Here is a 21,296-nt window from a genome sequence, read left to right on the forward strand (position 1 = left end):
ATCACTCCGATGCCGGCCGCTGCAAGGCCTCCTGCAATTTCGCCCACTGTATATGCCAGGTTACTATCACCTTTATTGGTAGTATCATGATAGATCCCGTTACTGATCGCGGAAGCTCCTACATTCCAGGCACCACTTGCAAATGATTGTAATGCTCCTAGGACATGATGTCCACCTGGATCCTCATTTTTTGTCTGAGCATACTCGTCCTCCTGGCTGCTACTTTCATTGAAAAGCAAAAACCACAACACGGGCGGCTAACTCGCATTGTGGCAATCTCTTGATAATGGTTGTATTGTAGGATAGATTACTTTTAGTTTGACAATTTCTTTTCAGTATAAGGATGGTCAAGTAAGCTAAGCAGACTTGTGCTTAAGTATTTTGTCTGGTATTGATTCAAATCTTTATTGATAATTAACTCACCGTTTTCTTTTCTAAGTAACTGATCTGAGCCATCTTCTAAAAATAACAGATTCCCATCAATTTGTTTCATAAGCTTCCCCATCATTTTAAACAAAAGCTCCAATCCTAGATAAAAGGTGTTACTGAACAATTGAACTCTGAGGCATACATTAACATCTAGGTTATAATGATTTCTAACAAAAGAGATATCAGAAGTATCCTCAATTTCAAGAGCCAATGAAAAATACTCTGATCCGATAATTATTTCCTCTTCATTACAATTAACTGACACCTCTGCGTTCGCTAACTCGTTAGTTATTCTTTCTATCATTTCTCCAAGTGATTTATAACTTAAATTAGATAGTAAAAACAATTCGCAGTCCATGCATTTCTATCCCCCAAACACCTTCATAATTTTTCCATACTTCACAAAAAAATAGTTCTTTTAAGTTTTTCAAGTCCCCGTTAGGATTTGCTTTTCTTAAAATTCCTTCAACGATCTCCGTAACTTTTTCAGGAGCGAAATTATCTAAATTAAGAACAATTCTTTCTGCCTGTGTTTTTGTCTTTGTTCTTATGTTTCTAATAATATCATCCTGCTTTGAGTTCCGGCAGAGGACTCACCACCCTGTATTCGGTTTTGTTCTTCATCATGCTATAGATAATGTTCACAAGCCTTCTCATGACGCATATGAGGGCTTGCTTCTTCGTCTTACCTTCTGCTAACTTCCGTTGATAGAACTCATAGAACAAGGGATTATGCTGTCTCTTGTTCTTCCCTTTGGCTACTTGGATTTGCTGTACAGCAAGGTTGTGGAAGATACTGTTTAGTACCCGATTACCTTGACCGCTTGCTTGGTCTTTGACTTTGGCGCCCGAACTAAAGCGTACTGGAGCGATTCCGGCAAATCGGGCTAGCTTATCCGCATTGGAGAAGCGGTGAATGTCTCCAATCTCAGCGACTAGTTCTGCCACAGTAACCACGTTAATACCGTCCATCGACTCTAGCTTGTAGTCGGTTTGAGCTAATACATGACGAAGTTGTTCCTCTGTCTGCTTGATTAGTTCTCTGCTTCTCCGCATGTCATGAACCATGTTAACGACTAGGAAGTCTCTATATTCTTGGAAGTTCCGTTTCGTCTCCCCATCCTGCCTGACCAATTCAAGTATTTCTTCTGCCTTACGGGTAGAACAAGTGTTATTACTGGATTTACGTAGATATTCCGCTAGTTCTTCGACCCCCACCGTTAGTGCTTGATGTGGTGCAGGATACTTCTCCCAAAAGGCAAGAGCGGCTTTACCGTCTATGTCACAGAAGAACTTCTTATAGGACAGCTTAATTGTTGGTGCATTTGATTCTTCAAGCCACTGGCATGTTTGACGATAGAATTACGTCTTGCTACCAGTTGCCCGACTGTCCAGTAAATATCCTGTCGCATCCGGCAGTTCATCCAATCTGGCGAGCAACACCCTGGCGATGCAGTACGCATCCCAACTATCACTCTTTTGTGTGGTTGCATTACTCATACGTTCATTGTAGGAAAGAGCGGAGTTGACTTCTTTGACAACTTGCTTGTTTTCTACAAGGTGAACGGCTAATGATCTGCCATTGCCACCCGTATCCTCTAATCCATAGACAGGGGTCAAGCCTTTTGAACATTACTTCTTGACGAACTTCATCAATTCATCGAAGGTTGTTGGCTTGTTCTCGATTTGAATCTCACCGAGTCTTTCGTTCCAATAGTTGACGATTACCGCTGTATGATGGGCTTTATGTAAATCCAAACCGACATAAATATGTTTCTACTTGTAGTGTGTCAAAAGGATTCACCTCTGTGTATGGATTATGTCGTGACTAGGGTAAAAGAATAGGGGCAACCTCAGTTCGAGCGTTAACCTTACGGTTCGCAGTGGGACGTAAGCCTCTCTATTCCCTTCCTTGTTGTCACAGTATGGCTTCATGTAAACCAATTGCTTCTATATCTCCATAGCGATATGTACCGCTATAAAAATCACGTTTATCTAAGATTCGTTTTACTTGCACTTTCGTAAATAAACTGCCTTGCCCAGTCGTAAAACCTTCTTCATTCAATGATTCTGCTATTCGAGTCAACGTCCATGTTGGATGCTGTTCTTTTGATTCAAGCACTCTACGGACAATTTGTGCCTGCTTCTCATCTACTTGGATGCACTTCTGACCTTTCTTTGCCTTGTATCCGAAGGTTGCCCTTCCACCTGCATAGCCGCCCTGTTCAGCTTTCTGGTTTCGACCTCTTCCTAGCTTCGATGCAATCTCCAAGCGTTGGTACTGGTCAAGCAGTTCCATAAGCCCGTTAATCAGGAAGTCATTCGGGTCTTTCTTGTGGATGCTGTAGGTGGGTTGTTCAATACTCCGAACGTCCACCCCATGCTTCTTAAACTCCCGATGTACCAACACTTTCACAATGTCAGACCGCCATAAACGGCTTGTATTGAGGGCAACAACTGCATCAATGGATTGGTTAATAACAAAAAACAGGTCAATCATGGTGGTATCTGACCATAATCGACCTGTTTAGTGTAACGGAATAGCGTTATTTAGGTTATGAAATTCAAGTGTTTGATGTGCGTACAAACGAATTACTGAAACCTTTATACGGGTATTACATGGGTTAGATGTGTCACTGGTTGAAAGTAGAGTGCATTCGGCAATGGGTAGCCCCCACATGATACTAGAACTAGAGGACTGGAATTTCTATGCCATCACCAGGCGACTTTTCCAAGAAGACATCAGGATTACTAGGGTTTGACTTTCTTAGCTTAAAAACTTGTACTTTTGTTAATGGTGGAGTAAAAGAAATCGACTTATTAGAGAAGTCGTTATCAAGTATTCTTTCATATAACTTTGAGATGAACTCTTTCCATTCACTCGAAGTGGACGCAGAGAAAGCGTCTTTTGATTCGAGTAGACGATAACCATCTGCACGATAAAACATTAGCAGACCCGTTCCAAAATCACAATTTTCATTGCTTAATATAGCCTTTGGAACCTCAAAGCCGCTGTTCCAGTTATAGTTAGCGGCTAAGATATGGAGATCCAGAGGATTCTTATTTATAATTTCTGTAATAATCTTGCTATTATCCTCACTGTATAATAGGTCTTTTAGCTCCTGTAGTTTTTCACCATGCGTAACGGTTGTTTTATTATTCATCATCGGTCTATTGATTCACTTTGTAAATCTATCTTTTTAGCCGTAAAGTTGTAATTAATTGCTCAATACCCTCTGCGATCACTTCAAATGAATTTCTTTCATAGTCCTCAAGTTTCACATACCCATCTTGATTATCAACTACAACCATAAGCCCATTGCCCTCTATGCCTATAGGGATATGCTCAAGTTTGTTATTGTGGTTATTCTTGTATCCCGTAAGTATGTTGCTGTAAGATTCAATATCTGCCTTTGGTAGTACCGATTCTAGTTTTATATAGTGGTCTTTAATAAACCCATCTAGATCAGCAAACCAATATGAATTGTAATATTCGATAACAGACGGATGAATTCTGATACCTTGGTTCTCTTCTAGAGATTTGAAATCATTAAAGTCTTTTTTTTCAACAGGTCTCCAAGAGATATACTCATCCTCGTCAACTTCTCCAACATAAATAAAGGAATCAACATCTTCATCGAATGGTATTTTAAATAAAAAATCTAATCCCTCATCCGCGGTGGCTTTCCTTAACGAAAAATATTGATTCATTGCTTCCTTTATAGACAAAAATATCACCCTTTACTTGTTCAAGAATTTTTCCAATAATTCAGCATAATGGCTATCACTGCCCCAAACTCCTGCTTCTTTTTCAGCATTGTGTATGCCGCCCGAGCCAGGATGTAATTTGGAGGGCACTGCAACAGCCTGACCACCACCACCAATATGATGATGAATTAGCGTGTCATTATACAGTTCTTTAATATCATACTGCGGAAAATGTTGTCTGAACTGCTTATCATTAATTGGTGAGAAACCTAATTCAATTTTTTGCTTATTGGCTTTACTTATACTTTCGGGGTATTTTTCCAATACCTCTTTCCAGTAATAATCTTTATCTCGTAACCATCCTTCTGAATTTGTACCATTCTTCCCATTACCTACATAAGGCATTTCCACTGTCAGTCTAGGATCAGCGGTATATTTAGTTTCGAGTTTACTTAAGTCAGCATTACGATAGGTTCTAATTGGAATATCATCAATTTTACCCGTCCCCTCAGATGAAAAATTATGGACGCCATCTGCGATCTTGCTCACTCCATTGCCGATCGTTGTTACACCCAAGGCTGCAACAGCCAAAGAGGGGGCGATGATGACAGCCGCGACCCCCGCAGTTTCAGGACTAGCGATGATTCCCGCACTTGCAACGGTAATTCCCTCTATGGTCTCGATCACTCCAATGCCGGCCGCTGCAAGGCCTCCTGCAATTTCGCCCGCTGTATATGCCAGGTTACTATCACCTTTATTGGTAGTATCATGATAGATCCCATTACTGATCGCGGATGCTCCTGCATTCCAGGCACCACTTGCAAATGATTGTAATGCTCCTAGGACATGATGTCCACCTGGATCTTCATTTTTTGTCTGAGCATACTCGTCCTCCTGGCTGCTGCTTTCATTGAAGTATCTCACATACTCCGTGTAAGGAGCAAGGCTCTCATAGGCTTGCATCGCAATCTCTTTGATTTGCTCTACACGTTTAGCAACCTCGTTTTGCCCACCTTTGCTGTAAGCTCTGCCCGAATCCTGCATCCAACCAAACAGTTCCTGATTGTAGGCTTCGAATTGACCTCTCAATCGAATCCCGAAGGCATTCGTATCCGCAAGCTCCTGGATGCTCTTCGTTCCGCTCGCAAGCACCGCGTTGTTTTTCATTTGTTCCATCATTTGGCTCACTGGGGGCGGTACACGAAACCAGTTCCAGACACCTTCTACCACCTGACGTGTCGAACTCACATAGGGAATAACGGGATCTCCATACCCTGACTGTCCCGTAAGCCACCGGCTCCATGGATTCCCCGTTCCTGTACTTCTGGAACCTTCATCCGATTGGAGCTCGCGGATCGCGTTATAAGTCGTCTGTAATACACTGACGATACCTCCCAATTGATCGATCGAACGTTTATAAGCTGTTTCTAATTGTGTTGCATCCTGACCGAATTGGGTATTCGCTATCCTTAGATACCCCCTGCTCCCACTGTAAATCTGCTCTATATTCCTTTGAGTTTCTTTAGCTTGATCGATTAATGGTTTTAGATTTTCCAAATCTACCGTAAGTTTCGTCATCTCTATCAATCACCTTTATCGATCTGAGTCCATATTCGTTTACTCAAAATAAAAGTTCCATCATCTTGCTGCTCCTGACGTATCAGTAAACTAACTGAAAAATTCTCATCCTCACCTCGGTTTTCCTGCAACGAAATGTACTCAACAGCTATTTGGATCGCATCTTCTTCGTGATAAATGTCTTCCAGAAAATACATGTATTCAATAATTACATTTAAGGTTAGAAGTAACAGATCGCCCTCGTATTGCTTCCAAAATACCTTATGATTAAGGTTTGGTACGATATTAGCCATTCCCAGCCATTCATGAAGATTTGCCATTTCATTGTTTTCACTTTTACGCTCTTTGTGAAACTCTTCCAATCTTAAAATTTCCTCGGGATACTGATTCCATAATGATGTACCAAAAGAAATAAATAAATACTGCTTGTCCTTAGTCTGTTGACTTGCCATCAAAAGTTCAATTTGCTGATCCAAGCTGTTCGGGACTAGCATCTCTTGAGCACGAGGTTCAAGACAGATTGCCAGAAGCTCAATCACATCTGCTTGTTCTTTACTATCAATTAATGGAATAATTCCATCTATGAACGGGTCCTTCTCAGCTAATTGGTTCAAAATTAGACCCAATGCTGCAGCATGTGATTCACGGTCTGTGTCCTGCGGAGAACGGTACAATAGAATTGGATAACGTATGTGTTCACGTTTATGTGTCCAGTTAGACAACTGCTCTATTTCCAGTTCAGTTTCAGGAATATTCTTTAAGTCTATATTTCTCTTTTGCAAATAGTTTCTAATTGCAATAGTTTCTGCTGAATTCATAGTAAGTGTTAAAGACTGTGATGCAACATGAAGATCTGCTTGATGACTTACGTGTACTTCCTGCTTACTCTTATCCTCCTGAAGCCGAGAGGTCCATTCGCTGGAAACTATCAGGTTCCTTTCTGTAAGCTGTAATTGTTGATTCAAATCCTCAATTGAGTTAACCATGGCATCTTCTGGCCTTTGATCCTCCAATATGGAGAGGAACGGCATCACCAACTGTACCTCGCAACAGATTTTCTTTATGGTTTTTCCTGACTTCCAGTCCAGACGCACGACAGTTCGCCCTGGTACTTCTTCAGTCATTCTAAGTCCTTCCCGCCCATAGAAGTCGAAACAAAGCTCGGTGGATGCAAGAGGAATAATGTGATTGAATCCTCGTCTTCCCCGTGAGCGTGATGCAATGCTCGTATTATTAATCGATGCGATAATATAAATTCCATAACGCGATGCGTCACTGAGTAGTGACATCAATAGCTGGTTATCATCCATTGATTTTTGTTCCAGATAATCAGTAACACGAACGTAACCATCAATAACCAGGACATGGTAAGATAAATCATAATTGTCATGTGTATGCGACATCTCAGATTTGGCTCGGAACTCGTGCCATCCCGCCCCATCGAATCCAGCACTGAAGTCTTTGCGTTCTTCCATTTTTGCTGCCAAAAACTGAATAACATCTTTCAGTCTCTTTATTCCATTGTCTCTATCATCCACATATTCAACAATATGGGGTAAGGATTTCCATTTTTTCAGCGAATAGCTATCCCAATCAACTAACCATACATTGGCATCCTGAGGTGTAAATTGCTGAATCGTTTGCATAATGACAGTATGGAGTCCCATGGTTTTACCAGATTTCATAGGTCCAGTAAAAGCAAGATTACCCTCCCCAGCCAAATCGTAGACCCACTTCAGCTGCTTCTGCTGCTCCGGTAAATCAATCAATCCCATCGGCAATCGGAAACCAATATCATCCTGCTCCTGCTGAGAGCCTTCATATGTAATCAATTCTTCCAGATTTAAAACTTGTGGTAGAGGTTCCAACACAATGGGGGATAAAGTAAAATCCCGAGACAGATACTGTAGTTCTTTCGTGATAGCCTTTACACGCTCCGGCTTTGCGTAAGCACCCTGAAACTCAAGCACCTCTTCTCCCAAACGAACATATCCGCGTCCCTTGGAACGGATGCGAATGGCTCGTTCATCACCAATCATGGCTTTGCTTGAGTCACGGTCCTCGACCTTCAGCGCAATCATGTAGTCAAGATTATGCGCTACACGTTGTGCTTCACTTGGACTATGACCACTGAATAATAAGCGTATTCCATAAGATCGGCCCTGTCCGGCCAGGCGCTCCAAGGTAAGTAATAAGTTGTCAACAATATCGCTGTATTTCTTAGAGCTAAACTTAATTAATTGGCCCAATTCGTCAAAAACAACAAGCAACAGCGGTAAATTTGGGCGAACCTTGATTGAAGAATCCTTGAGGTACGCTTTCTTTTCCTTGTAATAATCCCTCATATAGTCTTTCCATTCAAACTGTCCCACTTCTTTAAATGCCTCATCCCGTTTTCGAAATTCGGCTTCAATAGCTGTTAAAGCTCGTTGAACGATAAATAATTCTCCACTATCGGCTGTACCAAGGACATGGGGTAAATGCTTTAATGGTTCAGCCATGCCACCGCCTTTACCGTCAATAAGAACGAAAGCAACGTTTTCCGGACTGTAAGATACTGCTAAAGAAAGTAGATAGGCTTGTAAAAATACACTTTTACCCGAACCTGTTGTTCCCCCGATAAAACCATGATTTCGCTTATAAAGATCAATATGGAGGTTCTTACCTTCCCAACCACGGCCAACAATCGACTTAATAGGATTTGCTAATGCAGAAGAGATATCCTGATTGTCCCAAATGCGTTTGATCTCCTTGGCACGAAGGAACGGGTTTTTGTTCATCCCTTCATCAAGCCCATCTTCACTGTCTGTGAACAAGTCATCAAATAATATGGAATCAGGGATAATCGCTTGTTTTAAATTGCTTTGCGGGGCATTCGGATAATAAATATTTGACATGAATACAGCGTACTGTTGCAGACCTTGCTCCGGATTTTGAATAAAACGTGTTAGTTCCAGTTCATCCTGCATTCCGCTTAATTCGACGATTTTTTCCCCATTCCTATATACATTGGCACCTGAGGTATTGGCATGAAGCTCCAATGCAAGAACTTCTTCCCCTTTAGGAATATCCATTATTGTATTTACTTCTATCATTGTTATAACCCCTTGCTCGCGACTCATATGCAGTAATCTTTTGGCTAAGGGCTCTTCTTCAAAAGAAGACCAATCATCAATGACAATCAATGCATAGTAACCACGCTCTTCGACTGAGGATCTGAACAACTCTTCGTTCTCCTCAATAAAGCTATCGATTTGCTGTTTACTGTATATACCCGCACTTCCCATAACATGAGGCAGGTGGTAATACCATGCCTGAGAATCACCTTCATCCACTTCTTCGTCTGGTGTTTCCGTACGTTCAAATGCACCACTTGTCAAAATAAACAATCGTAAATTATCATAGCGATGAGTCAAACACAGACGCGTAACAAAAGCCCGAATCCATGCCAAACGAAATTCAGGGCTACTCCCGCACCCGGCTATAAAAGTATATTCTGCCAAATTGACAACATAGGGAAAACCTTGTCCAGTCGTAAACATTTCATTCAAGCCTACTGCTTGCTGCAGCAGTTCGGCATCTGCCTCGTGTGCATCACGATTATCCAGTTCAGCTTGGACCCATAAAGGGACCGGCCCCTTACCTAAAGATGTATTCATATAATGGTCGCTTTCCTTGCCAATCCACCAGAGACGAGTCGACAATGATTCGTCTGTTTTTTTGTGCATTAGCTCCTCAAGCTCATGAAATAATTCAGGCAACGAAGGGTGCCAGGTTTGCAACGCCTGCATTTGGGTCTCTCGTGCCTGATAAAGCTCTTTATACCAGTTACTTAGACGACTGCGATATGAGACATATTGTTTTTCTACCTGCTGCTTTTGCTTTTTCGTTTGTTTTCGTTGCGAGTGCAAAGATACCATTGCTACTATCAACATTAGGAATGTAGTTACAATTGAGCCAAAGATCATCACCATTCTTGAACCGACAGTCCCATTATCCGCACGCGTCATCATCGTCATTACCAAGATAATCGGTCCGATGGTAGTCATTAGCATGCTCAATAATGTAGTTACTACTTGTGATTGATCCTTAGAGAATGGAGAAGGCGGTGTGTCCAACCGAATTGTCTTACGTTCAGGTAATTTTTTATCAATGCTCGGCCAAGTTATCCGAACCAACTGCTGCTGCTTACGCTTAGCCAACCATACCACCTCAAATTTTTATAATCAATCCAGCCTTAGCTTTCTTTGTTATGCTCGCTGTCTGCGCTGTGCTTGCTCCTGTGACAGTAATTGATCTCCATATCTACGTGCGTTTTGTACTGCTTTGTTTAATTCACTGACTAAAGAACGCATTGAACTGTAGGCTTTGGACCAATCATTATCAACAGACATATCCCCTAAATCTTTGACCGCACTTACAATTGAGCCTCTTTTACGATTGAATGCATCTGCTTCCTGCTGTAAACGGCCAGCAATTCTATCAAGCTGGTTCGCCGCATCGTATACTTCACTTGAGGTCGCCATTTCATATTCCTCCTACTAGCTATTCCTGATCGCTTCCAAAGTACCCGTTCACCTGATCATTCGATTTTATCGCAACTTTCCACTTTACTATTCGATTTTCTCCACCCGAAAAGGGGGAAAATATCTCAAACTGTGCAATCCAAGAATCCGAATTTTGAATTTGGGACAACAAACCAGGATTCTGAGGATTACCTGTTAAACCCATCAACTTCTGTTTGGGATAGACATGGGACACCCACTGAAATGTTTCTGGATACGCATGAAGCCAGGCTTTCCAAAACTCTGAGTTATTGGGGTACCATTCAGACCCAACGGAATTCCAAGTAATTGGTGAGTCATAGATCCGCTCGAACATCGATCTATACAACTGATAATTCGTAGTCCCTAGTACCCGATATTTATATTCATTTCCTTTGTTTATTTCTCTTATGGTCAGATGTGAGCCTATAGCAGGTTCTACAGTTGAATAAGAATGCAGACATTGATCAGGAGACGTTGAATCAAACGTCAGAGTCCAGAAATTATAGCTGTCAGCAGTATTAATAAAATGAAAAAATGAAGGCTCTGCCTCCCAATTATCCGTTTCCTCAACATGACGAATAGCTTTGGCTTTACGTAGAAACAAAAGGGTTTTGTCTTGCTTAGGATCAATAACTGTCCCTTTGTCCACTCTCCAGCTATGAAATGGAATTTCCTTCAGCTGCTCAGATTGTTCTCGAAATGAGAAGTACATGGAAAATAGTTCTTTGGACGTATACTCATTATTCAACCAGCTCACTAATCTCACTCCAAACGGCATGGGTCTTTTTTCATACATTATGCTATAATATGACATTATTTTCAAGGTAGTTATTGACAATTTTTGAACATTTCACTATGATGTATTTAAAACTGGGAGGGATTCTAATGAGCAAAGTGATGATAAGCACTGATGCGTTACGAACACATGCCAAAAAGGTTAAAATATTTGAAACTAAAATTGATGATATGAATAGCAAATTAACAGCTATGACCAATCAGCTTAATTCTGCTTGGGTAGATACAAACTGCACAGCTTTTTGCAATACAGTACAGGATTTGCAAAGAAATCAAATTAAATCTTTTCGTGAAAATCTTGTTTCTCTACAAACGTACATGGAATCACGGGCAACTGCGTATGAGACTGCGTTTAACAAAATCAAAAGCGCTCAAAAATAATTTAATTATATAAAATTCATACTGAAGGAGCTGGAATTCATGGGCGCGACAACAACAATTACTCCTCAACAGCTTGATCAAACAAAAACATCCTTGAGCAAATTGGGTGAAGAAATAGTTATTTTTAATAATGATATTAATCGATGGTTACAAGAGATTACAAATAGTTGGGACGACGACAAAGTTCGTAAGTTGCAGGAAGAATACAAAGCTAATTATGGAAAAGCTTTAACCCAATTAAATCAACAGATCGTGGACTTTAATAAACATATCACTTCTGTACAGGAAATATATCAAACCTTGTCAAACACCGACTATTAAAAGTTTCAATAATAAGGCTTAAGATAGTCGATCTCACCATTCAGCCCCCCCTCGATTAAAATGATCGAGGGGGGTTCTTTCATTTTACAGAAAATAAATAGCTGTACTGATATATCTTAATAAGATCACCATGTTTTAATTGAAACTCCTCTTGCTCTAATAGTCTTTTACCATTCACATATGTACCGTTAGATGAACCCAAATCGCTAATAAAGTATTGGCCAAACCTAGACTGGATTGACATGTGACGACGTGAAATGTGCGGGCTCAAGACCACATAGCTTACTTTTTCTGCATCACGTCCGTATTCAAACGGAAACTTGTTAATCTTGATCCGTTGTTTTGTACTTGGTCCCATTTCATCTACAGCTATCAAATATACAGATAGTGGTAGGCTATCGGAATACTTAAATAGGTATTGTGTATTATGTACCCTGATATGGTCATCTTCCTTAAGCCTCTCTTGTTTATTGTTTTCTAATTTACGACCATTCAGGAAGGTTCCGTTCAACGAGCCTAAATCACATATGTAATAGGCACCATCTACATGTTCTATTTGCATGTGACGAGCAGATATATGATTAGCCGGATCATGATAGCTGACGGACTCCTTTTCCCTTCCATAAACAAAAGGAGAAGATGATATGGGTATCCTATCCTCTCCTGTAAACGTTGTTAAATATGCCCCAAGGGGAAGTTGAGGAGATTTCCATCTTTGAATCAATTGTGAAGGAGTTTCGCCCTGATGATCCGGAATGTCTGTTTCGATATTCAAAGAAACCAATTGATCGTAGATATCTATTTCACCCATCATTGCTATACTATGGAGAAATGTCCTACCCATGAGTTTATTTAATGTATTCCCTTTATTAATATGCTCTAGGAGTTCCATAACTTCTACAGAGTCTTGTTTAGCAATAACAGACCTTAGCAAGTTCAATTCAAATTGATGCAGCATTCAAAGTCACCTATCTTATTAGGGTTAACTAAATAATCTGGATAAGAATCCACCCTTTTTGGCCACTGGAGCACCTATGGGCATTGTTTCTGGCAATATAACTTTCAAAAATGGTAGACAAGCTGATAAAAGAATTTCCTTAATAGACGCGTCATCCTGGACAATTCCACTGTTCCATTGTGCTTCTATAACCTGTACATGAGGAATATTCGGAACAAGAAACGTAGGTGCCAGAGGCATCGATTCAAGCCATTCTATTTTACCTTCTGATGAAGATGGTACATCTCGATTACCTACTACATGGACAGACTTTCCTTTAAGTCTCCATTCATTTAACAATTGAATATTGTCTGCTGTATCTCTTCTTGCATATTTAGATGGCATCGTATCACAAACAAAAATAATCTCGTTGGCATCATTGCAAGCATTGCGTACATATTCGTGATTCCAATGATTAGAAACATCAAAGATAGTAATAGGCGATTTTACGAATTGCAGCAGTCTCAGGCCGTGGTGATAAGTCCATTCCTTTTCAAGGCCTTTTGGGTTGACAGGGTACCAAATCGTGCTTCCGTCTGTCCATTTGAGTGAATTATTAGTCACTGCATAGTCTTCGATAATTTCATCCGTAACAAAGCGATACGAAATAAAGGCATCCCTATTAAACGGATCCTTTACAGGCTGTGGTGCATTCTTGTCACCATAGAGTAAATGATAGAGCTCCGGTACATTAATAGGACTCTCCACAAAAGCATTTTCAATAGATAAATAATTCAATGCCCTCGCCAGACACATCGCTACGAAAGTGGAACCCGCCCCAGGATATAAGCCGCCAATAATAATGTTTTTTGAAGTAAGTCCTACAACCGAATTATTATGATTACGAGAAGCCTGACGCAATGCTTCAGTTGGAACACTTACCTCTTCAGCCAGTATATCCCTTATGCCATTGAACTCAGGTTTTGAAGCATCCGTAACGGATAACAGGTTATTATACGTTCTATTGGTGGGTGACTGCTGCTCAATTATAACTTTGTTTTGACTCTCACTGTTAAGTATCGTGTCGGGTTGCTTCATTGTTTGCTCATTTATTGTGTTGTTTTGATATCTTTTCTCAGTAACGTACTTATTAACAACACCTTCTAGCTCATCCGGTGATATTTTCAAGGTATGTGAGAACTCTCTCTCATCTCTTTCAAAATCGACACCAACCGTTCGATCTGACAAGCCACCCATTGTTGAACTCATTGTTTTGCGGCTTGATGCAGCCTCAACCATATTTTTATTAATCACTCGTTCAAGGTAATCGTTTGACAAATGGTTTTTCATATCCTTTAATGCATCGGCAAAATCTTTTGCGTGTTGGTACCTTTGCTCTTTTGATGAGATTGCTTTTACAAGTATTTCTCCAAACTCATTACGAGCATTTGTAGGTAAATCTGGAATTTCTCCAGCTAAACGTCTTCCAATTGCATGATCCACATCGTCCATCTCATAATCTTTTGGATATGCCGGTAGAAACGGAAGTCTTGAATCATTCATGATTTTATACAAAACGATACCGAGGGAATACAAATCCACCACATTGCTGTACTTTTCTTGTCCCAAAAAAACTTCCGGGGCGATAAAAGCAGGTGTCCCTTTCATTGAGGCTGCTTTGGATGTATCTTTTAAAACCTTTGCAATTCCAAAATCACCAAGCTTACATTTCCCATCTTTGTTTACAAAGATGTTATCATCCTTAATATCCCTATGAATAATATGATTGGAATGACACAGATCAAGCGCAGAAAGAATATCAATACCTAAATCAATGATATCATTGACTCTCATTTCATTATTCCTTACATAAGTAGCCAGTGGAGTCAGATACTCCATTCGAATATAAATATCATATCTTATCGGATTGTCCTGCTTGACTATTTCGTTATCATAATAAGTAACAACATTATTGCTGTTTTTCTCTGACAATGAGCTTAAAATATTAATTTCATAGACGATATCGCTGAGCACATTTTTAAAGTAGTGATCTGCCTTTTCATAATCTCCACCCATTGAACTTAAAACGTAATTGTACTGTGTTTCTGTCGGAAGGGTAATATGCTTTAATGCATAAGTATACTCACCGCTTTCGTTTGTTTTGGATACTTTATATACAGTACCAAAGCCGCCTGATCCTATTTGTTCGATAACACGATACCCTAAAATGGTTTTACCTATTAAATCTCTTGAATGATTCATTACAAATTCTCCTCGCCTTTTAACGATGGCCCTTGTATTTCAATGATCATCGCTGTTATATTGTCGTTTCCTCCGGAGACTCCATCGAGAGCCATTTTTACTAGCATATGTACAGCTTCTTCGACGTTCTCTTCTTCATAAAAAGTGCTCATAACCTTTTCCAGCATGGACTCTGTTACAACATCGCTTAATCCATCACTGCAAAGTAAAAACCATTCTCTTCCTTGAGTAGTAAATATATCTGTTGTCGAGCACTTTAATTTGACTTCCTGTTCTTTTATTCCTAAATAACGAGTCAGTGCTTTTCTTGTTTCCAGATGTTCAATTTCTTGGAATGGTATCAAATTGTATTCCTTTAGTCTTTGTCCTACTGTATGGTCTTTTGAGATCTGTACCAGCTTGTCACCATTGTACTTGTACATTCGACTGTCGCCAACATTCATACCTACAGCTTTTCCTTGAACAAAAACCACAGAAGTTAATGTCGTTCCCATTCCATTTAAAGAGATATCTCTCCTAGCCTCGTAACATATTTCTTGGTTCATGCTGCTCACACAGATATGAAAACGTTCTATAGCATCTTCAATCCTACTAACGCTCAACAACTGCTCTTTTTCTCTGCATAAATGGGTCATTGCAAGAAAACTGGCAACTTCACCAGCATCATGTCCCCCCATACCATCACTAACTGCAAATATAGCTCTATCCGTTTTGTCGGATAAAACTTTTCTGATGAAATATTGTTTATCCTCAGAAAACATTTTTTGCTCATCTTTTGATATATACTGTCCATCGTTAAGAAGAAAGTTATCTTCCTGATTTTTTCGTTGATAACCTAAGTGAGATATAACACAAGCTTTTATTGGATATAGCATATAATTTAGGACTCCAAATTTTATGTATTCTTCTTATTCAAATATTGTCTAATAACATTTCTACATTTTTTTACAAATTCCTTCTTAATCTTACATTGTCTATGATCATCATTGAAATAGAATCTTTTCCTTGAGTAGATTGTAAAGGACGTGTTCTGCCCCTTAAAGTTGAAATGCTGTTTGCGTTATATTAAACAAAAAAAGGAAGGCACAAGGCCTTCCCTTTAATCCAAGATCTTCATTAAGCTCTTCTTCTAGTTCTTCAACACTATTCTCACTATTTCTTCAAGACGAATTTCTCTAAATCGGATAGCAGCGCATTAGCCGAAATGATACTACCGGATGAATTCCAAATATCGTCGTTTACTTTAAACACGTTGCCTTTTTTGACCACATCCAAATTTTTCCATAATGGATCATTGGTCCATTCCTGCTCAACCGAGCTGGCTTCCTTCTTATCATTATCCCAAGTGTAATAGAACAAAATATCTCCTTCCATATCCGGAATCCGTTCCTTGTTGATATCGTCGGCGAATTTATCCTGATTCTGTACAGCCGGACGTTGGAAGCCAATTTTCTGCATCATGAACCCGGCGAACGTATCATTAAAATAAATCCGTGTCTTGCCCGGAATAAAACGGACCAGAGACACTTTCATCTTCAAGCTGTCGCCCGCTTTGGTCTTGAAGTCTGCAATACGTTGATCCAGCTTGCTAAGCAATTGATCGCCCTGATCCTTCTTGTTCAAGGCTTCGGCATATAATTTAAAATTTTTCTGCCAGTCTGCATTAATTTTCTCGGAAAATATAGTAGGAGCAATCGCTGACAGCTGAGCGTACACCTTCTCCTGACGAAGCTTGTTACCGATAATCAGATCCGGTTTCAAGGTTGCGATCACTTCCAGGTTCGGCTGGTTCTCGTCACCAACAACAGTTACACCCTCTAAGTCCTTCTTAATATGATCATAGAAAGGAGTTCCCGACCATGATTTGACAGCTCCAACAGGCTTAATGCCTAAAGAAAGCAGCACTTCGGTTCCTTCATTCGTCAGAACGACGATCCTCGTTGGGTTGCCCGTAATCTTGGTTTCACCCATCGCATGCTTGACGGTGTACGATTCAGCAGGCTTAGGTGCCGGTGCCGGCGTCGCTGGCTGTGCGGCTCCACCAGTTGAACCTTCTTTGCTAGCCGTCGGAGTCGTCTGGCCGCAGCCGGATAATACGAGCGCAGCACTTAGCAGACTGGCTACCAATAATGTCGATGGTTTCTTAAAGCGTTGTAAATTTGTAAAAAACAATGAAGTTCTCCCCTTTATTTATGATAATGACAATCATTATCAAATGATACTTGGAATGATGGGGCAAGTCAATATCGCGGGTCTTCCAAATAGATAATTCTGCTTGAATTGTCACAAAGTGCACTTTAAGCAAAAAAAGACGCCAGACTGAACCCGTAAAGGTCAAGTTTCGCGTCTTCAGCTCTTATATGAGGATGGAATGAACATCAGTCCATAATCATTATCGATTCGTGCTTATAAACTTCACATCATGATCTCGCTTCAAGCGCCGATACCCTGCGCTGTCCAGCAGGTATGGCTGTTGCCCTGTCAATCTCAGGGACAGTCTCTCCTGTGTGTCCATCCAGCTGGAGTGGCGAAACGGACGCAGTCGTAACGGACGTCGTATGATCTACCGTTATCGCAATGCTTCCGACAAAGGGACCGTACGATGCTTGAATGATCGCGCTCCCTGCTTTGATCGCCTTCACTGTGCCATAAGTATCCACGGTTACGGTTGATGAATCGGATGAATTCCAAGCAGCTTTGCCAGATAAATCTACAAACCCGCTTGCTGTCAGTCCGTGAGCACCCAAAGTCTGTGTTTGTCCCTCTGTCATACTCGTTTGAACTGCTTCAACAGCTATCCCATTCAACATCCACACTTTCCCATATTGCGCCGGATTTTTATCACTGCCAATCCCACCGCTCCACTCAAGCCATCCAAGTCGGCCGCTGCCGTTATTGTCGTTGACCAGCACAGACAATCGAAGTGGACTTTTCGGATCATGTACATAAGGATACAATTCAGAAGAATTCACATGGATATAATAAACCGTTTCATTCGGGACCGTTTGATCTACCTTTAAAGACGCGTATTGTGCTACACTATTGCCCGGTGTCCAATTTGTTGGCAAATTGCCGCCAACATAAGGCACCAATTGTTTATAAAGCACGGGTCCCTGTGGTGTCAAAGCTGCTTGAAATTCCACCTGATCTCCCGTAAATCCCTGTCCAAACGTATCAATCGCGAACTGTACGCTGTCTCCTTTCCAGAAGCTGCCTAGTGGATTATCCTGAACAAATGTCCCATCCTTCACACGAACGATAAGGTCTAGTCCGTTATCCGAATACCCCGCTGCAAACGAAACGTCAAAATCCTCCGGCTTCGTCGACTGGGCAGCTGCTTTATAAGCCCAACTATCGGTAGTCCAAACAGTATTATCAGCGACTTCTAATGTGGTAGGATTGAACAGTTCTCCACTCGTACCCTTCGACTCAGGGACAACTATATGATTCGTATTACGGTCGAAATCCGAGATCAAAAATGGCTCTGAGACTGGCAGTGCGGCTAGTACTGCGCTGTCTGCGTTACTTATCCAATATACCTTGCCAGGATGTAAGCTCAGTGTGCTATTGGCACTTTGCGTCTTGCCCTCCCAGTCCGTAACAAGGGTCTCACCAGTGAAAGCAGCAGCTAGACGCGTATCGATTGGAGCTGCTGAGGATGCTTCAGACCACAAACCTACGAGCCGGTTTCCGTCATTGTCAAGTACAACTGCTTTTTGTCCGTTCCCAAGAACGTACTCCGCTTTATAAACGAGGGATTGGCCTGCAAGATCAAGAAAATGATGGGCTACTGACGCTGCGAGCCTTGGCTCCATCCGCGGTTTGGAACGGAATAAACCCGATGCGTGCGTAACATTACCGGTACTCTTTGCATAAGATAAAGTTTCCATCTCCGATAAATTCAACATATGAAAAAAGGCAATTTTTTGTGTTCCCCATTTGAGCTGTGACAGGAAGTCAACGATCATGCGCTTGGCAACCTCAGATTCCGTTGGCACTGTGCCTGTTACCGAGTTCGAATTGACCAGAATCGCATGACTCTCCGAATCTACCCATGGCTTGGAGGGGATGCCGAACGTTTGATTTACACGTTCGAATTCGCGCGGATCGGGCTGGTAACCATGCAGCGCAAGCTTATCGAAATAGGCTGCTCCTCCCAAACTGAGCAATTCTTTATAAAAAGACAAATAGTTACGCCCAGCGAGTCCGCCAATCCATACATCTGAATCCGGCTGCTCCGTTTTGATTGTCAGATACGCCGTTTTCAACAGCTCCACGAATCGTTCCGTCGTATCCAACCAAAACACACTCAACCCCGGCAAGTTTGGCTCATTCCATACTTCCCACGACTTAATCTGAGTATTGTACCGGGTAACAACGGCACGAACAAAATCTTCCCAGTCCTTCATATCCACAGGAGCATAAGCGGAATATGCCGGGACACTTATATTCGCCTGCGTTTGCTCCGGATGTGGAGATGCCCACTGCGGCGTGTATAACAGATTTCCAGTCAGATCGAAGCCGTAACTTGACAGCTTGTTGATTTGGTCATCGAATTTCGACCAATCATAAACACCGCGTGATGGTTCAATCGCCCAGCTCGTATCGCGGAACTGCGTTCCCCATGGCACGGCATGGATTCGCGCAAAGCGAAATCCCACTAAATCAGCCAGTTTCATGGCATTCTCGCCTTCTGAAAGCTGGTAGCTAAAACCCATGACCGGCCATCTTTGCGATACTGGTTTAGTTGGACCCTGATTTACAACCAATGAATACCGCTCACGCGAAAACGTAGTAAGATCAGTCTGTGAGTACGTATATTTGACGGGCAGATCTGTTAAATCGGTACTACCGTTCTGTTGATATGCAAAAGCAATTTCGTAATACCCCGGCTCCGAAGGCGTCCAGTTCCAGCCTTGATCGAGAAACGTCTGTCTCAACACAGGCACTTGTACGATCAATTCATTATCAGAATTGTAAACGCTGCCAATTACAGTTTTGACCGAGCTCGGTACTGCTCCGGCGTTCAATTGATAAGCTACGGTATCCCCCAAATTCCACCAGCTAGCAAATTTATTGGATTTCAGCGTAAAAACAACCGGTCCCAACGATTGGTTCGAAGCTTCCGCCAACACATCATCGTAATAAAGTTTACCGCTTGCTGGTATCGCAGTATCTACACGGGTGGTCGTCAAATTCAGCACAAGCGTGTTGGTACCCGCCGGAAATTGGCTGCGATCGACGGTAAACGACACTTCCGTCCAATCCGCAAGCGACAACCTCTCCGTCTGATCCGTCGTGTAGGATCCTAAAAATGTCCCGTTGTTCTGGAAGGAAACCCAAAATCGCGGTTTATTTCCCGAATAATCTTGCGACGCCTTCAGCTTGGCAGTAATTCGAAACGATGTCATATTCGAAGGGAGCGTTATGGGACTCGACACCCATCCCGCGTATCCATTGCTGACACTGTCGATATACACCGAGTGCAAACCGCTGCTTTTTTCATTCTCTGTATAATTCGCTGCAGATATCGGTGGAGTGTTCGCTGTTCCGTTCCACCACCACGTCTTCCAATCTTTCGGACTGTATACACCGCTCGTTACAGTCAACGTTTCAAATCCCGGATTCGAGACCGGCAGCTGTTGTACAACCGGAATCGGTTCATCTGATGCTTCCACCATCACATCATCATAGTAAATTTTGCCGTTTGCTAATATCTCTGTATTCATGCTGGTTGTCGATAAGTTCAGCACAAGTGTGTTGGTACCTTCAGGGAATTGGCTGCGATCGACGGTAAACGACACCTCCGTCCAATCCGCAAGTGACAACCCCTCCGTCTGATCCGTTGTGTAGGATCCCAGAAACGTCCCGTTGTTCTGGAAGGAAACCCATAAACGCGGTTTATTTCCCGAATAATCTGGCGATGTTTTCAGTTTGGCAGTAATTCGAAACGATATCATGCTCGAAGGAAGCGTGATAGGATTCGATACCCATCCCGCGTATCCCGTGCTGACACTGTTGATAAATACGGAGCGCTGGCCGCTGCTTTTGTCATCCTCCGTATAACTCGCTGCCGATATCGACGGATTGTTTACGGGCCCGCTCCACCACCATGTCTTCCAATCTTTCGGACTGTAGATACCGTTCGTTACAGTCAACGTTTCAAATCCAGGGTTCGAGACCGGCAACTGCTGTATAACCGCCGCATGAGCGGCATGTGCTCCAATGACCATAAGAAAGAATAAACCCAAAGCACAAATAAATGTCTTATATTTCCCCATAAATAACCCTCCTCGTATTCCTGCAAGGATAAAGTACAGCTGAGGACCGCTGATTGG

The 21,296-nt window shown here is 41.7% G+C and carries 16 protein-coding genes and 2 pseudogenes; 2 read left to right on the forward strand and 16 right to left on the reverse strand.

Annotated elements, in window-relative coordinates; genetic code table 11:
• From BK127_RS44575 to BK127_RS36455, 11 genes and pseudogenes are all read right to left on the reverse strand, one after another.
• A partial coding sequence (locus tag BK127_RS44575; RefSeq protein WP_218639069.1) for a hypothetical protein occupies nucleotides 1-239 on the reverse strand: 239 nt, incomplete at its 3' end.
• Between the two features lie 74 nt (nucleotides 240-313).
• Nucleotides 314-787 carry a hypothetical protein gene (locus BK127_RS36410; RefSeq protein ID WP_076237604.1) on the reverse strand — a complete coding sequence of 158 codons (474 nt, stop codon included), beginning with the start codon at nucleotides 785-787 and terminating at the stop codon, nucleotides 314-316.
• On the reverse strand, nucleotides 759-992 hold the full coding sequence (locus tag BK127_RS36415) for a CdiA C-terminal domain-containing protein (protein WP_305954346.1): 234 nt from the start codon (nucleotides 990-992) through the stop codon (nucleotides 759-761). The genes BK127_RS36410 and BK127_RS36415 overlap by 29 nt, the downstream gene beginning before the upstream one ends.
• 1 nt (nucleotide 993) lies before the next feature.
• Nucleotides 994-2,199 (reverse strand): annotated as a pseudogene (locus BK127_RS36420) (IS110 family RNA-guided transposase).
• A gap of 148 nt (nucleotides 2,200-2,347) precedes the next feature.
• Nucleotides 2,348-2,896 (reverse strand): annotated as a pseudogene (locus BK127_RS36425) (recombinase family protein); the annotation flags it as partial.
• 223 nt (nucleotides 2,897-3,119) lie between these two features.
• On the reverse strand, nucleotides 3,120-3,593 hold the full coding sequence (locus BK127_RS36430; RefSeq protein ID WP_076237638.1) for a DUF4274 domain-containing protein: 474 nt from the start codon (nucleotides 3,591-3,593) through the stop codon (nucleotides 3,120-3,122).
• 28 nt (nucleotides 3,594-3,621) lie between these two features.
• Nucleotides 3,622-4,140, reverse strand: coding sequence for a SecY-interacting protein Syd (locus tag BK127_RS36435; RefSeq protein ID WP_179097730.1), 519 nt, complete (start codon nucleotides 4,138-4,140; stop codon nucleotides 3,622-3,624).
• A gap of 30 nt (nucleotides 4,141-4,170) precedes the next feature.
• On the reverse strand, nucleotides 4,171-5,715 hold the full coding sequence (locus BK127_RS45175; RefSeq protein ID WP_256711600.1) for a hypothetical protein: 1,545 nt from the start codon (nucleotides 5,713-5,715) through the stop codon (nucleotides 4,171-4,173).
• 5 nt (nucleotides 5,716-5,720) lie between these two features.
• A complete protein-coding gene (locus BK127_RS36445; RefSeq protein WP_076237605.1) occupies nucleotides 5,721-9,917 on the reverse strand; it encodes an FtsK/SpoIIIE domain-containing protein in 4,197 nt (1,398 codons plus the stop codon).
• A gap of 48 nt (nucleotides 9,918-9,965) precedes the next feature.
• Nucleotides 9,966-10,241, reverse strand: a complete 276-nt coding sequence (locus tag BK127_RS36450) for a hypothetical protein (protein WP_076237606.1) — start codon at nucleotides 10,239-10,241, stop codon at nucleotides 9,966-9,968.
• Nucleotides 10,242-10,260: 19 nt separating this feature from the next.
• Entirely contained in the window at nucleotides 10,261-11,019 is a 759-nt protein-coding gene (locus BK127_RS36455) for a hypothetical protein (RefSeq protein WP_076237607.1), read from the reverse strand.
• 128 nt (nucleotides 11,020-11,147) lie between these two features.
• On the opposite strand from BK127_RS36455, the gene BK127_RS36460 reads away from it, so the two are divergent.
• Both BK127_RS36460 and BK127_RS36465 read left to right on the forward strand, forming a co-directional pair.
• A complete protein-coding gene (locus BK127_RS36460; protein WP_076237608.1) occupies nucleotides 11,148-11,438 on the forward strand; it encodes a WXG100 family type VII secretion target in 291 nt (96 codons plus the stop codon).
• A gap of 39 nt (nucleotides 11,439-11,477) precedes the next feature.
• The gene (locus BK127_RS36465) at nucleotides 11,478-11,759 is read left to right on the forward strand and encodes a hypothetical protein (RefSeq protein WP_076237609.1); all 282 of its coding nucleotides are present in this window, start codon (nucleotides 11,478-11,480) and stop codon (nucleotides 11,757-11,759) included.
• Between the two features lie 79 nt (nucleotides 11,760-11,838).
• On the opposite strand, the gene BK127_RS36470 is transcribed toward BK127_RS36465, so the two are convergent.
• The 5 genes from BK127_RS36470 to BK127_RS36490 form a co-directional block, all read right to left on the reverse strand.
• The gene (locus BK127_RS36470; protein WP_076237610.1) at nucleotides 11,839-12,717 is read right to left on the reverse strand and encodes an FHA domain-containing protein; all 879 of its coding nucleotides are present in this window, start codon (nucleotides 12,715-12,717) and stop codon (nucleotides 11,839-11,841) included.
• A gap of 24 nt (nucleotides 12,718-12,741) precedes the next feature.
• Nucleotides 12,742-14,958: a serine/threonine-protein kinase gene (locus tag BK127_RS36475; protein WP_076237611.1), complete on the reverse strand. Its 2,217-nt coding sequence runs from the start codon at nucleotides 14,956-14,958 to the stop codon at nucleotides 12,742-12,744.
• On the reverse strand, nucleotides 14,958-15,833 hold the full coding sequence (locus BK127_RS36480; RefSeq protein WP_076237612.1) for a PP2C family protein-serine/threonine phosphatase: 876 nt from the start codon (nucleotides 15,831-15,833) through the stop codon (nucleotides 14,958-14,960). Before BK127_RS36480 ends, BK127_RS36475 begins: the two co-directional genes overlap by 1 nt.
• 277 nt (nucleotides 15,834-16,110) lie before the next feature.
• The gene (locus BK127_RS36485) at nucleotides 16,111-17,130 is read right to left on the reverse strand and encodes an ABC transporter substrate-binding protein (protein WP_076237613.1); all 1,020 of its coding nucleotides are present in this window, start codon (nucleotides 17,128-17,130) and stop codon (nucleotides 16,111-16,113) included.
• Between the two features lie 248 nt (nucleotides 17,131-17,378).
• Complete coding sequence (locus BK127_RS36490; protein WP_076237614.1) at nucleotides 17,379-21,239, reverse strand: Ig-like domain-containing protein; 3,861 nt, start codon at nucleotides 21,237-21,239, stop codon at nucleotides 17,379-17,381.
• Between the last annotated feature and the right edge of the window lie 57 nt (nucleotides 21,240-21,296).

The organism is Paenibacillus sp. FSL H7-0331 (assembly GCF_001956045.1).

What these genes read in the sequence shown, in the direction of transcription:
- BK127_RS36460 (WP_076237608.1), top strand. Translation starts at nt 11,148, where the DNA reads ATGAGCAAAGTGATGATAAGCACTGATGCGTTACGAACACATGCCAAA.
- BK127_RS36465 (WP_076237609.1), top strand. Translation starts at nt 11,478, where the DNA reads ATGGGCGCGACAACAACAATTACTCCTCAACAGCTTGATCAAACAAAA.
- BK127_RS36435 (WP_179097730.1), bottom strand. Translation starts at nt 4,140, where the DNA reads ATGAATCAATATTTTTCGTTAAGGAAAGCCACCGCGGATGAGGGATTA.
- BK127_RS36450 (WP_076237606.1), bottom strand. Translation starts at nt 10,241, where the DNA reads ATGGCGACCTCAAGTGAAGTATACGATGCGGCGAACCAGCTTGATAGA.
- BK127_RS36480 (WP_076237612.1), bottom strand. Translation starts at nt 15,833, where the DNA reads ATGCTATATCCAATAAAAGCTTGTGTTATATCTCACTTAGGTTATCAA.
- BK127_RS36430 (WP_076237638.1), bottom strand. Translation starts at nt 3,593, where the DNA reads ATGAATAATAAAACAACCGTTACGCATGGTGAAAAACTACAGGAGCTA.
- BK127_RS36490 (WP_076237614.1), bottom strand. Translation starts at nt 21,239, where the DNA reads ATGGGGAAATATAAGACATTTATTTGTGCTTTGGGTTTATTCTTTCTT.
- BK127_RS45175 (WP_256711600.1), bottom strand. Translation starts at nt 5,715, where the DNA reads ATGACGAAACTTACGGTAGATTTGGAAAATCTAAAACCATTAATCGAT.
- BK127_RS36475 (WP_076237611.1), bottom strand. Translation starts at nt 14,958, where the DNA reads ATGAATCATTCAAGAGATTTAATAGGTAAAACCATTTTAGGGTATCGT.
- BK127_RS36410 (WP_076237604.1), bottom strand. Translation starts at nt 787, where the DNA reads ATGGACTGCGAATTGTTTTTACTATCTAATTTAAGTTATAAATCACTT.
- BK127_RS36470 (WP_076237610.1), bottom strand. Translation starts at nt 12,717, where the DNA reads ATGCTGCATCAATTTGAATTGAACTTGCTAAGGTCTGTTATTGCTAAA.